Here is a 15,507-nt window from a genome sequence, read left to right on the forward strand (position 1 = left end):
TCAGTAAAGATTGTTTTCCCGGAGCCAGTTGAGCCAGATGGCAAGTGAGATTGTCCTGGTCACAAAGAACTGGCTTCGGGAATGTTTATAATCCGGCAAGCCCTCCGTAAAAAGGATCGAGAGGCACTCTTCAAATTTGCTTTTCTCTACATATTGCCAAACAGGATTATCCTCTTTTTCCATTAACGCTTTCGACTGTGTAGCCAGTCGCAATGCAGCCTGCCTCCCGTAGATACTGAAATTGGCTTTAAGTGGCCTGGTACGCACATTTTCGGGCAAGAGATCCTTCATAGCCTCTCTGAAATGCTGCCGCCCCAACCCAACTCCGAATTTCGTCCGCATCGGAATTGACAGGCAAAATTCAAAGAGATCCTTGTCGTAAAAAGGAAACAGGTTGACAATGTTGTAGTGGCGCCCTAATGCGAAAAATTGTTCACTGGCTATGATTGACTGTGCATTGAAAACGTCGTCAAGCCCCATTTTATATTGTTCCGGAAGTTCTCCCCTCAGCAGGTTGGACGTTTCCTGTGAGTCGCGTTGCATTTCAGCATCGTTGAGGTATTCCGTTGCGACCGAGGTCGGCAGATTATCGCCGCTGATCCTTGAAAGCCTGTTCTTAAAAGCGCTGACTCCCTTCTTGAAGAAGTGCCAGAGCGACACATTCATTTGACTGGATGAGGTCAGTAAGAGACTTGCCGCCTGGCTTACAGATAGTTGTCTTAGCTCACGATAAAACTCCTCAACAACAAGCGACCGTTTGTACAATTCGTACTTTTTATCATCATTATAAGCATCCCATTGAGGGAAGTTCTTGGTCAGAGACGTGTATTGAATCCGTAACCGGATCAGCGATTTAAGTTCTTCCCAATTCCGTTTCGCGTAAGTTTGTCTGATCAATTCCAGCCCGCTTCCCACAACTGAATCCCCGTCGTGCCCGATCAGCAGGGACTTACAGCCCAACTCAGCCGCCTTTTTCATCAGGCTTCCCTGTGCAGATGGGCTGATCACCATGCATTCGGGATGCCCGTAAAGAGAGGTGTAAAGCGAGAAAAGCGCGAAATCGTTAGTTTGTGGAGGCACCTTGTGGTGAATGGATCCGATTTTATCCGCTACTGCAGACGCGTAATCAGATTCATCCGAATACTTTGTTTTCGTATCCAGATAAAGAGTGTGCAGTTCCGCATCCGGGTTCAGCAGATTTGTAATAGTGCTTAAAGAAGACGAATCCAAGCCGCCACTCAAATGGGAACCAATAGGTTCGGTCGGTCCTTCAAGGGATTTCGCTACCGATTTGAAAAGTAACTTTTTGAAAGTATGGCCGAGCTCTTCAATGGTAGTGATATTGTTCCATTTAGATGGAGAGAAATGGAGGTATCGCTCTAAATTTACTTCCGTAGCATTGATAACGGCTGTATGACCTGGGAGTACTGTCCTGATATTTTCAAAGAAAGTACGGTCAGTATAACTTCTTGCCTGGTCTCTCCGGTAGCTGATGTAATTAAGAATACGCGCCTTATCAACTTCTAGGTAAGCTCTGGCGCTTTCCATTTGAAGCAATGTGACCAGGCTATTAGAAAAGGCTACGAATCGGTTGGAGACGTGGAGGTAGTAAAAAGGAGCAGTGCCGAAGATATCACGCTTTAAGTGAAGCGTTTGTGTTACCTCATTGAACCAGATACCCCATTCAAATTCGTGCAAAATATGCTCTGGATGCTCGATATATTGGTTCTCAGAAGGCAGATCTACCTCAGCCGGGGTCAGTATTTCACTTTGAGGTTTATGCAAAAAATTAGCTCCGAAAATAACCTGTTTACTGAGGTTACTTATCGGAGCTGATTTTTGTAATCTTAAAAATCCGTTTGCCCAATTAATTGTACCAGACTGGTTGTTTTCAGTGTGGTTGATGTTGTTTTCGAAAGATATTACTCCCTCAACAACCATTAACTGATTCACGGACTTTTTTGAATGCTCAAATACTTACAGACTATTCAGAAAAGTCAAACGTTGGACCTAGATCCTGAGCGCTGCCAATTTTTCCTTTTGTTAGTTTCGCCACATTACCGAATCTGTTCAAAACCGGTTTGCGATAAGACTTTTTTGTCTGTGTAGAGTGCGATGTCACTGTTCTCATGTGTAATTGATTAAAATGATTTTTACCAGTATCCGCCGTAAAATTAGCTACTTTAATCTAATATGCAAATTTTGAGGGGATTAAATGTGAAAAAACAAAATGAAAAAGTTTGGAAATCCTAGAAATTTCTGGATTATTCTGCTCCAAATTCAACAATTTTCCTTGTTTTTCGGGTTCCAGAGTCGATTTTGCCAGATCCTATGCAAGCTTCATCCTGACAGAATTCGAAAGATGTTTGTAGGTCAGTAATGAGGCCTACACCAAGTGCGTACTGCTTAATACCAACGTACCTGTTGATAATGGAACTGTCATTTCGCTCCACCACATTCAATACCTTCTCGAAATCCTGATCTCCAACTTTCGCAGGTAACCCGAAATCTTCGTAATGGTATTCCTCCTTATCCAGATTGTTGTAAGTATTCCCATTCCAGCTCATTCGCGTGTCAATTGGAAATGCCATTGAAAAGAAAGTCTGGTTGTCAATGTTTGTCAGGATCTTGTCCGGGAATTTCTGAACAGCAAACTCTTTGACTTTCGTCCAGTACTCACCCGCTTTGTTTCGGGTGGACCGGGAATAGGTGTACGTGGAGATACCTTCTGCATTAACATTAACGCGCTCGATTTGGTCCTTCTCCTGCCAGCTCTTGATCACGGGATTAGCCTGGCCTGTGGAGTAGACTTCTTCCCGGACATCGTAAACCGCATACCGGCCAACTTCCAGAGGATAATACTGATAGGTATCCACCGGCTCAGCATTGTCGCCATCGCATGCGGCGAGTGACAATGAAGCAAAGAGCATCAACGCCCAGTTTTTAAGTGACCTGTTTTTTGCAATGTGTGTAAATGTGTTCATTGAGGGATATTTTAATTGTAAAATGATTCAAACTGACTAGACGCGCTCTTGAAGTTTGGCCTTCAAAAAGCCGATCAGTACCTGCAAGCCCGTGTCAAACCGGTTGTTGTTATTAATGATAACATCGGCTTCGGACCGAAGAGGTAATATAAACTTGTCATAAGTTGGCGCGACATGATGCTCCCAGCGGTAAAGCACATCATCTAGATCGTAGCCGCGTTCGTTATTATCACGAATAATGCGCCTTTTTATTTTAACGTGTTCCTTGGCGTCAACAAAAATTTTGAGATCAATAAGCCGCGCAATTTCAGGGAAGTAAAAGACAAATATACCTTCAACTATAATGATCGGACGTGGTTCAAATATAAGCATTTCCGGCTTGATCAACGGATTGTTGAACGTGTACTCCTTTTGATGCACTTCTCTGCCGGCCCGGAGAACAGCAATGTGTTCGGCAAACAAATGATGGTCTATCGTCTCAGGTAAGTCAAAGTTTTCCACCCCATTTTCATCCCGCGGGATTTCGTGTATGGGCCGGTAATAGTTATCCTGGGAAATACGCGTGATTTCATCCTTTCCAAAAGAGTCGATCAGGCTCTTCATGAAATAGGTTTTGCCTGACGCACTTCCACCTGTTATACCAACAATGTATGGGGGTTTTTCCTGGGTTATCATAATGCTGCTGAGATCCTGAAAACAGGATATCCTGAAAATTAAATTAGAAAATATTAGTTAATAACTGCCAGCTTACCGGCAAGTTTATCGCTTCCGTCGCCGGATACAATGAAGACCATATAAACCCCGCCCCGCGCCCGCTTGCCGGTATAATCAGCCAGGTTCCACGAAGCAGTTCCGCCTTGTGACCGCGTTTCAAAAATCAGCCTGCCCGAAAGCTCGGTTACCTTCACCGTCGATCCGTCCATTAAACCCTTAAAGCCCACTTTACCCCCGAAATCGGGCCGGACGGGATTAGGGAAAATGGTGACCTGATCAAGGTTTTGGGAAGCTTCGCTGGCATCGCTCCGATAAGATACCATTCCATTTGCAGTGTCCACAAACAGCAAACCCTGCGCGGGGTCAAATCTCAATGCGTGAATATCGGTGGAAGGTAGCGGACTGTTTTCTGTGTTGAACATGGTCAGAAGCTCCGTTCCGTCCGCGCTGAATTGGTAAAGTCCGTTCCGAGTTGCTATCCACTTTCTGTTGCCCGGCTCCACGGCAATTGCGGTACATTTTTCATTGCTGAACAATTTCCGTTGTCCGTAAATGGGAAGGATCGCGTCAATGCGCCCGCCGTCCAGCACATTATCAGGCACAAAGTACCCCGCGCCTTTGTCACTTGCAAACCAGACATTGTCTTCATAGTCCAGTGCAAGGCTGTTGATCACGTTCGACGGCAGACTGCCTGATCCGATTGAAGCAGATAAAATTCGTTGCTGACCAGCGGTATTCTTGACAAGAATGCCGCCGCCCTGATAATCAGGAATACGTGCCCAGCTTGTTCCCGCCCAGTCGATCACCACCGAATCGAGGCTTGCATTGATTGTCGTATCCGTTTGAGCAGGTAATACCGGTTGAAAGCTTGTCCCTGCATTCGTGAGTAATCCCGCTTTTCCGTCGGCTGTCCACAGTCGCCCGTTCTCGCGAATGGTTGTCGCCAGGGCTTTAAACATCGGATCGACTTTCACAGATACTTTGTTTTGCGCGTTGATTGAAACGATCTCGCGGGGAGTAGTTACCAGCATTTCATTTTCAGAAGTGTCAATGTTTAAATATTCACTTGGGGAGGAAAAGACGGTTTGCCAGCTGCCTTTATACAATTGGTAAACACCCTTCCCTGAAAATGCAGCATATAGGTTATTGTTGAAAATGGATACAGCTATCGCCTTTTCACTTGCATTGACCAACTTCCAATTGGCAAAATATTGACGATTGACACTCGGCGACATCGAAGCTGCCAGAATACCCTCGCGGGTGGCAGCAAATATCGAATCCGCAGAGAATGCAAGATCTCTCACTGCTGTCTGAATCCCACCTGCGCCGATATAACGGTAACTTTCTTTCACCTGGCGCATTTCAGTGTCAAGCACAATAATTCCAAAATCGGTACACAGATAAGCCAGCTGTTCTCTGAAAACGATCTTACGAACGGCCTTACTTTCTGTTATTCCCGCCGTTTCAGCCAGTACAGACCAGCCGGCTATTTCAGCAGGTGCTAAATTCTCATCAAGGTAAACGAAATCAATGTAGCCGCTTCTGTAAGCGAGCAGGAGCAGGTTGTTTTCAGGCTCAAATGCGAATGCACTTACTCCATTATCATGCAAACCTTCCGTCTTCGACCAACTTGTAACCTCGCGGGTTGTAGTATCGAGACTGAAAAAACCATTGTAGGTACTATATAGAATACGGTTTTTAACAGCCATAACCTGCCTGGCAGACAAGTTGCTGAAATGGTTTTGCCAGTGTCCGATCGGAATGGTCTGACTTTTGGCCTCGGGCAAAAGGTTACCCAGCAAACAAAGAGTGACCAGAATATTTTTCATCTGTCTGCGTGTTTCCTTTTGGTATCAATCCCCTCTCGCCCTTCGTCCATCGTGATTGATTATTCAACCGTTATCACAGCGGAACCTTTTCCGGTACCACTGCCGCAGCCGCTTTTGAGTGAGCTGATCGTGTATTCAGTGGTTGCAGTTGGTGAAACCGAAATAAGGTATGGGTTCAGAAATGTTCCATTGATTGCTGTTCCGTCGGACAATGTGAATGACCAGGGCGGCAATCCGTTCTTAAATTTCAGCTGTATTCTGGTTGTTCTTCCTGCGGAGATGGCGCCTCTTCCCGAAACTTCGCCGATTGCGCGGTCAGGTGCAACTACGTCAATCTCTTCAATGGCGCTTGAAACCGCTGGTGAGCTGGATACAATCCGGATTTTCTGGGTCTTGATGGTGTCTCCCGCTGCTGCATTTGCGATTTTTACTTTCATCGCCGTCGGCGTGATAGTAGTTGGGAGGTTTACAAAACGTCCCGACTTATCGGTCATTTGCACTGTAAACTTGTTGCCGGCATTGTAGCGTCCCTCGGTTTTATAAGGGAGTTCAATGGTCGAGCCTGCGCAAACCATATTCTGGGGTAGCTTTTCCAGCGTAATGCTGGCGGGGGGCATTTTTACAGATATTTTCGCACTTCCCGAGAATTTGCCCACTCCGCAAAGTCCTCCCGCAGACGTGATCTGGTAATTGGTATCGTATAAAGGTTTCACCTTGATTTTTGCGGGTGATTCCTGAATATTGTTCTCATAAGTACCATCTGATAACAGCACGAACCAAGGCCCGCCGCCTGTAAATCTGACAGTCAGTTCACCGGTTTCATTTTCACCCAACCGGAGCGAATCCTTTTCAAGCGTGGCTACTGTGGGAGAAACAATGGATACATTGGCTGTTTGTGTAACTAGGTATGGTGCCGAGGAAACAACCCGCAGCTTGTACTCTCCGGGTTTGTAGGTAGCCGGTATTTCGGCAGTGATAAAACCAGTGGTATCCGGGGCGGAAATTGTCTTGAATGCACCTGTGCGCTCTGCAATTTGCACCACGAACTTATTACCCTCCTTAAACTTGCCCGTTGCATTGAATGGAACCTGGAATGGAACCCCGCCGCATAGCCGCGCTATTTTTTCGGCTTCTTTCAATTCCAGTTTTGGCTCAGGATTGTTGTTTACATTCACGATAGCCTCACCCGACGTAACACCACTCCCGCAAGCATTGGCCACACCCGAGATCCTGTAAGCCTTCACTTCTTTTGGCTTCACAGACACATAATGCGGATTCGAAAGCGTGCTTAAAATCGTAGTGCTGTCCGAAAGTCTGAAAGACCAGGGCGCGGTTCCGGTAAGGTGCACCCGAAGCTGCACTTCCTGGCCGGGCATTGTTCTGGTGGTCTGGCTTCCATCCAGGAAGTCGATGCGGGCGGTAGGTGTCTGCAATAACCTGATTGGTACCTCCTGGCTTCTTATAACCGGAATGGAACTGACAATTTGCAGGCGATACACTTCACCGCCAATCTTGTAAGAAGGAATAACTGCTTTTACCGGGCTTTTCTTAACCGGCAGCGAAATAGGTACCGTTTTCCCCGAAGCATCAATCATTTGTGCCAGGTAAGTATTGGCTTCGTCAAACGGGCCGCTTACTGTAAAAGGAATTTCAATTGTAGTGCCTGGACAAACCGACAAATAGGAAATGTCTCCAATTGTTATCGTAAATGAATGAAGACTGTCGCCGCGTGCTTTTTCAAGTTTTTCAACCTTCTCGTCTAATGCCCGCTCCGTGAGACTATCCGGTGTTGCCTCCGTAGAAAGATCGGCAGCATTCGTGGTATCTTGTCCTGCATTGGTATTTGTCTGGACAGAATCTCTCAAAGGTGTAGTTACCCTCGTCGCTTTCGGCAAAGTATCAGGAGCAGCAGCTGCCGGTTTTGTTGCCGGAGTGGTCGCCTTCTTTTTAGGTGGTAAGATTGTCTTTCTGGGCGACGTGGTTTTTTTCTGGGCATCCACCTGCGTGCAGACGAACATCAAACCAAAAAACAGTAAAGCGATAAACCGGAGCATGTATAGGTTTTTATTTTCTAATTCATTGAAACCAATGTACTTCCGCGGAGTACCGGGACTACATCGTAAAGATCTCTCTGCAAACAGTACGAAATGTCTTTCTGGATTCCCAAACGCTGCAGCCTGCGAACGTGAGATGAATTGGAGACACTCGCCAGCAGGTTGTCCCTGCTTTGATCGTAAAGTCGCTGCGCCATTAAGGTCCCGTCTTCCAGCAGCATAAACTGCTCTTTCAGCGCATCAGCAAGCGCGCCTGCAAACAATGTATCCTCCAGGTTTGGCCGGCCTTTCCAGCCTGCACAAAGTACAAGAACATCGTAAGGTTCTGATCTGAGATGATTGGCAAGAGCACCCAGGTTTAAGAACGACCCGATCATCACTTTCACTGCGGAAGATTTTGCCTTTGAAATGGATAACGTTCCATTGGTCGTCGTCATTGCTACCTCAGAGCCGATCAGCCGCTCATTCATAAAGCTGAACGGGGAATTGTCAAGGTCGAAACCCTCCACTTTCCTTGCATCGCGCTCGGCGGCAGCTATAAAGCCTTTATCCTGTAAAAGCTTGCATTCTTCTATAGTCGCGACGGGCGTAATGCTTTTTACACCATAGGCAAGCCCCGTAACCATACAGGATGTCGCGCGAAAAATGTCGGCAACTACTACAATTGAATTATCAAGCTTATGTAAATGGAGCAGATCGGGGGTAAGACAAACGTCAAGTTGTTTCATTCTGAAAACAGGTGCTGATTTTTTTGTTTAGTTTTTTACAAAAGGCAGTTTTACAATTCTCGCCTTCAAGAGCTTTTCCCTGACTTTTATAAATACTTCCGAATCAGCTTTCGCAAATTCTGTGGGCACGTATCCCATTCCGATCCCTTTTTGTAAAGTAGGTGACTGGGTACCGGAAGTAACTTCTCCAAGCTTGTTACCTGCTGCATCGCAGAGCTCGTAATGTCCTCTTGGTATACCCCGGTCAATCATTTCAAAACCAACAAGCTTCCTTTTCAGGCCCGCTTCTTTCTGAGCTTTGAGGTTTTCCGAATTGATAAAGTCTTTCGTAAACTTGGTAACCCACCCCAATCCGCCTTCCAGAGGAGAAGTTTGATCATCTATATCATTTCCGTAAAGACAGAAACCCTTTTCCAGCCTCAATGTATCCCTGGCACCGAGTCCGACCGGTTTAATGCCGAATTCTGCACCTGCTTCAAATATCGCTTTCCACATTGCCTCGGCGGATTCATTTTTAACATAAATCTCAAAACCGCCAGCGCCGGTATAGCCCGTTGCAGAAATGATTACATCCTGTATACCCGCCATTTCTCCTGTTTTGAAGGTATAATAATCCATCGCAGCAAGATCAAGGGTAGTCAGCTTTTGTAAAGTAGCTGTTGCATTAGGACCTTGTACGGCAAAGAGACAGGTAGCGTCGGAAATATTCTCCATTTGAGCTCCCTCGCTGTTATGGCTCTGGATCCAGTTCCAGTCTTTCTCGATATTGGATGCATTCACAACCAGGAGATAACTGTCTTCTTCCATGCGGTAAACCAGCAGATCGTCCACAACACCGCCGGTTTCATTGGGTAAGTAGCTGTACTGTACTTTTCCGTCAAACAATGCAGCTGCGTCGTTGGCGGATACTTTCTGAATCAGGTCCAGTGCTTTGGGACCTTTAACAAGGAACTCTCCCATGTGGGACACATCAAAAACACCCACGTTATTTCTTACAGTATGGTGCTCGTCCAAATCAGATGAGTAACGCACAGGCATTTCAAAACCTGCAAATGGGACCATTTTAGCGCCTAATCCGACGTGGAGCTGATGCAATGGGACTGTTTTCATGTAGAATAAATTGATTCACTTTAATTCACAAAAGTATGCAAAGCGGCGCAAAGCCGCACAAAAAAGTCTTTATTCACTGACCGTCCAGTTCATTTTGAAGTATATTGTGAAAAAATAGGTTAAAAATTGTATCCGCTGAATCGTGGATTATTTCAAAAAGGGATGAAGAAACAACTACTGGTCTGGGCAACTTTACTGAATGGCGCAAACGCATTTTCGCAAACCGCTACATTCAATGGGCAGGTTATCGACGATAAAATAAGTATTGGGTATGGAGTGGCCGCCGGCGATGTGGACGGGGATGGAAAAACAGACATTTTGCTCGCTGATAAGAAGGAGATTGTCTGGTACAAAAATCCTGGTAATAAAGAAGGCAGCTGGTCGAAATATGTGATTGCAAAAGATCTGACCGAGCAGGATAATGTATGCATTGCCGCCAGGGATATTGATGGTGACGGAAAAGTGGAGGTAGCGGTAGGCGCGCAATGGAATCCTTCTGAGACAAAAAATCTGAGAGAATCGGGCGCGGTTTTCTATTTGTCGGCACCGGAAGACCGCACCCAAATGTGGGAGCCGGTCCGTTTGCACCATGAAGTAACAATTCACCGGATGCAGTGGGTTAAAAAGGCCGAAGGAGATTTTCAGCTGGCTGTTCTGCCACTGCACGGAGAAGGTAATGCAGGCGGAGTAGGAGCCGGGGTCAAGATGATATTATTCGATGTTCCGGAAAACAGAAAAGGGATATGGGGTTTCGATTTGCTGGAAACCAACATGCATATGACGCACAATATGCATCCAATGGAAGTACCCGGGCGCATTCTGGGACTTTCAGTGGCGGGAAAAGAAGGTGTTCAGGTGTTTTTAAATGGAGCCGATGGTTGGGCGCCTTCGGGTAACTGGATGGTAGCCGATCAGGGAGTAGGAGAGATCAGGACGGGCAGTTTGGGCAAAAATCAACTTTTCACAGCAACGATCGAACCAATGCACGGAAGTTCGCTGGTTGTGTATTCGAAAGATAACCGCACTGTGCTGACAGACAAGATCAAGGAAGGACACGCATTGGCTTGCGGAGATTTCTTTGGGCAGGGCCGCGACCAGGTGGTGATGGGCTGGCGTAACCCGAATGTGCTGGGAGAAACAGGTGTACGGATTTTTGTAGGATCCGATCCGGAAGGTAAAAAGTGGCAGGAATACACATTAGACGAAAAAATCAAAATTGCCTGCGAAGATCTCCTGGCTACTGACCTCGACGGTGACGGCGACCTGGATATCGTAGCTTCCGGCCGCGCTACCCACAATGTAGTAGTATACTGGAACCAAAAGAAGAAGTAACAAGAAAAGGCTGGGAAACAAAGTTTCCCAGCCTTTTCTTGTTGTTAATAAGTTGCATTGTCTTCTTTTGTCACACTGAGCGGAGTCGAAGTGCATGCACTTCGACTCCGCTCAGTGTGACAAATATTTGACTAACTAGTTACAAGCATCAGTCCCTGCGCCCCATCAGCAAGCTCACATAGTAAAGTAATGTAGCCAAAGAACCGATAGCAGCTACCAGATATGTTCTTGCAGCCCATTTCAATGCATCGGCTGATAGTACATATTCTCTTTCTGTAACAATCCTGTTTTTCTGTATCCACGCCAAAGCACGGTTACTTGCATCATATTCAACCGGCAATGTGATAAAGCTGAAAAGGGTTGTTGCAGCAAATAACGCAACGCCGATTGTAAGTGGCAGAACAGTTGTATTGATCAGCAAAATACCGATCAAAATAATCCATTGCATATACTGTGAAGCAATGCTCAGGAACGGAACCATTTGCGAACGGAATTGCAGCCATTTATAAGCAGTAGCATGTTGCACCGCGTGCCCGCATTCGTGGGAAGCCACTGCGGCGGCAGCTACACTCCGGCCGTAAAATACATCCGGGCTCAGGTTAACTGTTTTATCCTGAGGATTATAATGGTCGGTTAGCTTTCCTTCAACAGACAATACGCGAACATCGTAGATACCATTTTCACGAAGCATAGTTTCAGCGATTTCCTTTCCGCTCATTCCGTTGCTTAATCCTACCTGCGAGTATTCTTCAAACTTGCTTTTCAGCCTCCACTGGACGTACAAGCTTACAAGCATTACAACAATACCGATTACATATGCACCCATCATAGCTTTTCCTATTTATATCCTTGTTTTATTTTCTCTATCAGCGCCGTAGTTGAGTAACCCTTGACAAGAGCTATCGTTTTTACTTCGCCTCCATTAGCTAAAACAAAATCCGCGCCAGCAATGGTTTCAACGGTATAATCGTCTCCTTTGACCAAAATGTCAGGTTTTACAGCCTCAATCAACTGACTAGGCGTCGGTTCGTCGAACAAAATGACAGCATCAACGAATGAAAGTGCGGCCATTAACCTTGCGCGGGCATACTCATTTACGACCGGTCGCAATGGACCTTTCAGTCTGCTTACCGAAGCATCGGTGTTCAGCCCGAGCACCAGTTTGTCACCCAGCGCCTGTGCTTTTTCCAGGTAGTCAATATGTCCCAGATGCACAATGTCGAAACAGCCGTTGGTGAAAACAACTTTCTGTCCGGCACGCTGCCATGATTCTACGGTAGGGATTGCTTCTTCCAGTCTCAGGATTTTGCTCTCAGTAAGGTTCATAGGGTATAAAAGGTGTTAAATGCCGGAAAATGAATGTACAATCATCATACTGATTTTACATTATCCCAGACTATTACAAGGCATTATTCACTTGCGTTCCGTCATGTGGTCATTACGTCACTTAGTAGCAATTATTCAATCATTCAGTCATTCAATCATTGAATCAAGCCGATACCTGCTCAGGTTCATCTACTGTTTTATTGTTTTTTAATAAAACAAAAAGAAATGCTAATGCACCTGCGGCCAGCATAAAGAGCATCTGAGCCCCGTGAATAAATGTTGCGAGGGTTATCCCGTCACTTTGCGACAGTCCGTAAAGGATCATTACATTGCCCACCAGCAGGTGATATGCGCCAATTCCGCCTTGCGTAGGAGCGGTCATTCCAATTGCGCCTACCACCAGTAGCGTCAATCCGGCAAGGGGGCCAAGATCGGAAGTTTCGGGAATGCAGAAGAAAAGTACGTACGAGACGAAGTAGTAGAGCACCCAGATCATCAATGTACTTAAAATGAAAAGTCCGGGATTGCGCAGCTTGCGGATACTCAGCAACCCTTCCAGCATACCTTGTGCAAACTGGACGATTTTAGCGACCAATGCATTCTGCTGGAGCTTCGATCTGAGAGTGAGGTTTTTATAAAGATAAATTGCAAGTAAGACAACGAGCACCAATCCACCGACCAGGATACCCAGCAGCATCCCGCTGCCCGAGCCTCCATTTCCGCCTGCGACTTTGCTTTGGAAGAAATCGGTAAAGAATGTACTGAGCCGATCAAATTCTAAAATGAAGTTCAGGCCGATCAGCAGAACCAGGATAATCACGTCAAAAATACGCTCCGCGACTACTGTCCCGAAGCTGAGGTTTACAGGAATGCGTTCCAGTCGGTACAATGTTCCGCAACGTGTTACTTCACCCATTCTCGGAACAATATAATTGGCAAAATAACCGGTAAGAACAGAGACCGAGCTGTTGACAATGCGCGGTTTATGGCCGAGCGGCTCCATTAACATGCTCCACCGCCAGGCGCGGGTAACGTGGGCGCAAAGAAGAAAAAAGCAGGAAACGGCTATCCAGCGCCAATCCGATTTGGCAAACCGGTCCAGCATTTCAGCCAGATTAATATCTTTAAATACAAACCAGATCAATCCGCCGGCCAAAACCAGCGAAATGGTGTAACGTAGAACATTTTTCATAGCTGCTGTTTATGTGGTGCCGGGAGCTGGATTAGCTCACCAGATGGTTGTTGTGGTCGGGGAAAACGATCATCGGCTTGAAGGTTTTGGCCTCTTCCTGGCTCATTGATCCATAAGCAATAATGATGATGATATCTCCGATCTGCACGCGGCGTGCGGCGGCTCCATTCAGGCAAATCATACCTGATCCTCTTTCTCCCTTGATTACGTAGGTTACAAAACGTTCGCCATTGTTGTTGTTGACAATGTGAACCTGTTCATTTTCAATAAGTCCGGCAGCATCGATCAGGTCTTCGTCGATGGTGATACTGCCAACATAATTCAATTCTGCCTGAGTCACCTTCACGCGGTGAATCTTGGATTTCATTACTGTTATTTGCATTACCCGGTATTATAAGTCGAGATAAAAAAGAATGCATTACTGCCCAAAGTTACAGGAATAATGCGCAGTCCTCAAAACATCAGGGTCCGGTTTACGGTTCCACCCGCATCCTATGCAGCCGCTCCCTCAATTCTACTCGTTTGAACGTGCCATTTTTCCAAGGTCTTGAAGTAATATTCCGAGCCACTTTGCTTTACTTATATTATCACCTTATTTTTCTTAAATATCCGATGAGTACAGAAAATAAACCAAAAGATGTAAACCGCCGGGACTTTTTACAAAAGACTACGGCAGCAGCAATTGGTAGCTTTTTTATAGTCCCGCGACATGTTTTGGGTAAAGGCTACCGGGCACCAAGCGACAAGCTGAATATAGCTGGCGTAGGTGTCGGAGGAAAAGGCTTTTCGGACACCAATAATGCATGGAACAAAGGCGCCGAAAACCTGGTAGCACTTTGCGACGTAGACTGGGGTCAGGCAAAGAAGAATTTTGAACTGCACCCGACAGCCAAGAAGTACAAGGATTTCAGGAAGATGTTCGACGAAATGGGAAAGGATATCGACGCGGTAACTGTTTCCACTACTGATCATATGCACGCCATAATCGCAATGGCCGCAATGCAGAGAGGCAAGCACGTCTACGTTCAGAAACCTTTGACGCACGACATTTATGAGGCGCGTATGCTCACAGAAGCAGCCAGGAAATACAAAGTTGTGACCCAAATGGGAAATCAGGGCGCTTCTAACCCGGCGCAGAACCAGATGAAAGAATGGTTTAATAAAGGTTTGATCGGAAATGTGCATGAAGCGCATGTTTGGACAAACCGTCCCGTGTGGCCACAAGGAATTCCGGTTCCAACCGAAAAATTCCCTGTTCCTGCTGATATCGACTGGGAACTTTGGGTAGGATGTGCGGATTGGGTTGATTATAATCCGGCCTGGCACCCGTTCAAATGGAGAGGTTGGTGGAATTTCGGTACAGGTGCATTAGGCGATATGGGCTGTCACCTGATCGACCCGGCGTTCCGTACGCTTGGGCTGGGTTACCCTACCGAGCTGGAATGCAGCGTGGGGCAGGTGTTTATCAAAGACTGGACTCCTGAGTACATTCCTGAAGGCTGCCCGCCATCTTCAAGGGTGCAATTGAAATTCCCTGCCAACAAGGTAAATAAGTCAGAAGTAACATTAACCTGGCACGATGGCGGTCTCCGCCCATTCCACCCGGACATTATCCCTGCAAACGATCCGCTAGGCGAGCCCGACAGCAGCAATGGTGTTTTGCTGATCGGTGAAAAAGGTGTAATGACCTGCGGTACGTATGGTATCGATCCAAAAGTATATCTGAAAGACGGAACCAAGCTGCAATACAAGCAGGGTGATTTCGGAAACAAATACACCACCATGCCGGAGTTCGGTCACCATGTTTCCTGGTCTGACGCTTGCAAGGCTGGCTTCAACAGCAAGGAGCACAAAGCGCTTACCTCTTCATTTGACTACGCAGGTCCATTGACTGAAACTGTGATTATGGGTAACCTTGGTATCCGCAGCTACAACCTGCGCAAAGCCAAAGCAGATGGCAAAGGTTTTGACTATCCAGGCCGCAAGAAGCTGCTATGGGATGGTACAAATATGAAAGTAACCAACTTCGACGAAGCAAACCAGTTCGTAAAGCGCCAGTACCGCGGCGACTGGAAGCTGGGAAGCTAGGTTGCAGTATGTTCATTTCACATAAAGGCGGCACGTACCTGATACGTGCCGCCTTTATGCTATGCTTTGTCACCCTGAGCGGAGTCGAAGGGACGCTACTCACAGGCGGTAGCGCCCCTTCGACTCCGCTCAGGGTGACAAGTCTGGCCC

At 46.5% G+C, this 15,507-nt stretch carries 13 protein-coding genes; 2 read left to right on the forward strand and 11 right to left on the reverse strand.

Features of this window, described 5'->3' with window-relative positions:
- From AC1XTG_RS07075 to gcvT, 7 genes are all read right to left on the reverse strand, one after another.
- On the reverse strand, positions 1–1,785 hold the full coding sequence (locus tag AC1XTG_RS07075) for an asparagine synthase-related protein (protein WP_484841468.1): 1,785 nt from the start codon (positions 1,783–1,785) through the stop codon (positions 1–3).
- A 479-nt stretch (positions 1,786–2,264) separates the two neighbouring features.
- On the reverse strand, positions 2,265–2,984 hold the full coding sequence (locus tag AC1XTG_RS07080) for a hypothetical protein (RefSeq protein WP_056280534.1): 720 nt from the start codon (positions 2,982–2,984) through the stop codon (positions 2,265–2,267).
- A gap of 36 nt (positions 2,985–3,020) precedes the next feature.
- Positions 3,021–3,659 (reverse strand): uridine kinase family protein, encoded by a 639-nt coding sequence (locus AC1XTG_RS07085; protein ID WP_056280536.1) that lies wholly within the window; start codon positions 3,657–3,659, stop codon positions 3,021–3,023.
- 53 nt (positions 3,660–3,712) lie between these two features.
- A complete protein-coding gene (locus AC1XTG_RS07090; RefSeq protein WP_484841469.1) occupies positions 3,713–5,527 on the reverse strand; it encodes a PorZ beta-propeller-like domain-containing protein in 1,815 nt (604 codons plus the stop codon).
- Positions 5,528–5,586: 59 nt separating this feature from the next.
- Positions 5,587–7,581, reverse strand: coding sequence for a hypothetical protein (locus tag AC1XTG_RS07095; RefSeq protein ID WP_484841470.1), 1,995 nt, complete (start codon positions 7,579–7,581; stop codon positions 5,587–5,589).
- Positions 7,582–7,598: 17 nt separating this feature from the next.
- Complete coding sequence (locus tag AC1XTG_RS07100; RefSeq protein ID WP_056280549.1) at positions 7,599–8,309, reverse strand: 2-phosphosulfolactate phosphatase; 711 nt, start codon at positions 8,307–8,309, stop codon at positions 7,599–7,601.
- Positions 8,310–8,336: 27 nt separating this feature from the next.
- Positions 8,337–9,419 (reverse strand): glycine cleavage system aminomethyltransferase GcvT, encoded by a 1,083-nt coding sequence (gcvT, locus tag AC1XTG_RS07105; protein WP_484841471.1) that lies wholly within the window; start codon positions 9,417–9,419, stop codon positions 8,337–8,339.
- Positions 9,420–9,581: 162 nt separating this feature from the next.
- On the opposite strand from gcvT, the gene AC1XTG_RS07110 reads away from it, so the two are divergent.
- Complete coding sequence (locus AC1XTG_RS07110) at positions 9,582–10,751, forward strand: FG-GAP repeat domain-containing protein (RefSeq protein ID WP_056283229.1); 1,170 nt, start codon at positions 9,582–9,584, stop codon at positions 10,749–10,751.
- A gap of 148 nt (positions 10,752–10,899) precedes the next feature.
- On the opposite strand, the gene AC1XTG_RS07115 is transcribed toward AC1XTG_RS07110, so the two are convergent.
- From AC1XTG_RS07115 to panD, 4 genes are all read right to left on the reverse strand, one after another.
- Positions 10,900–11,580 carry a zinc metallopeptidase gene (locus tag AC1XTG_RS07115; protein WP_056280556.1) on the reverse strand — a complete coding sequence of 227 codons (681 nt, stop codon included), beginning with the start codon at positions 11,578–11,580 and terminating at the stop codon, positions 10,900–10,902.
- 8 nt (positions 11,581–11,588) lie between these two features.
- Positions 11,589–12,077: a D-glycero-beta-D-manno-heptose 1-phosphate adenylyltransferase gene (gene rfaE2, locus AC1XTG_RS07120; RefSeq protein WP_056280559.1), complete on the reverse strand. Its 489-nt coding sequence runs from the start codon at positions 12,075–12,077 to the stop codon at positions 11,589–11,591.
- Positions 12,078–12,240: 163 nt separating this feature from the next.
- Positions 12,241–13,269 (reverse strand): lysylphosphatidylglycerol synthase transmembrane domain-containing protein, encoded by a 1,029-nt coding sequence (locus tag AC1XTG_RS07125; RefSeq protein ID WP_484841472.1) that lies wholly within the window; start codon positions 13,267–13,269, stop codon positions 12,241–12,243.
- 31 nt (positions 13,270–13,300) lie between these two features.
- A complete protein-coding gene (gene panD, locus AC1XTG_RS07130; RefSeq protein ID WP_031526370.1) occupies positions 13,301–13,651 on the reverse strand; it encodes an aspartate 1-decarboxylase in 351 nt (116 codons plus the stop codon).
- Between the two features lie 230 nt (positions 13,652–13,881).
- Between panD and AC1XTG_RS07135 the strand changes: the two genes are divergently transcribed.
- Positions 13,882–15,357, forward strand: coding sequence for a Gfo/Idh/MocA family protein (locus tag AC1XTG_RS07135; RefSeq protein ID WP_056280565.1), 1,476 nt, complete (start codon positions 13,882–13,884; stop codon positions 15,355–15,357).
- Positions 15,358–15,507: the final 150 nt, after the last annotated feature.

It is taken from the genome of Dyadobacter sp. HNCC25DJ183 (assembly GCF_056895175.1).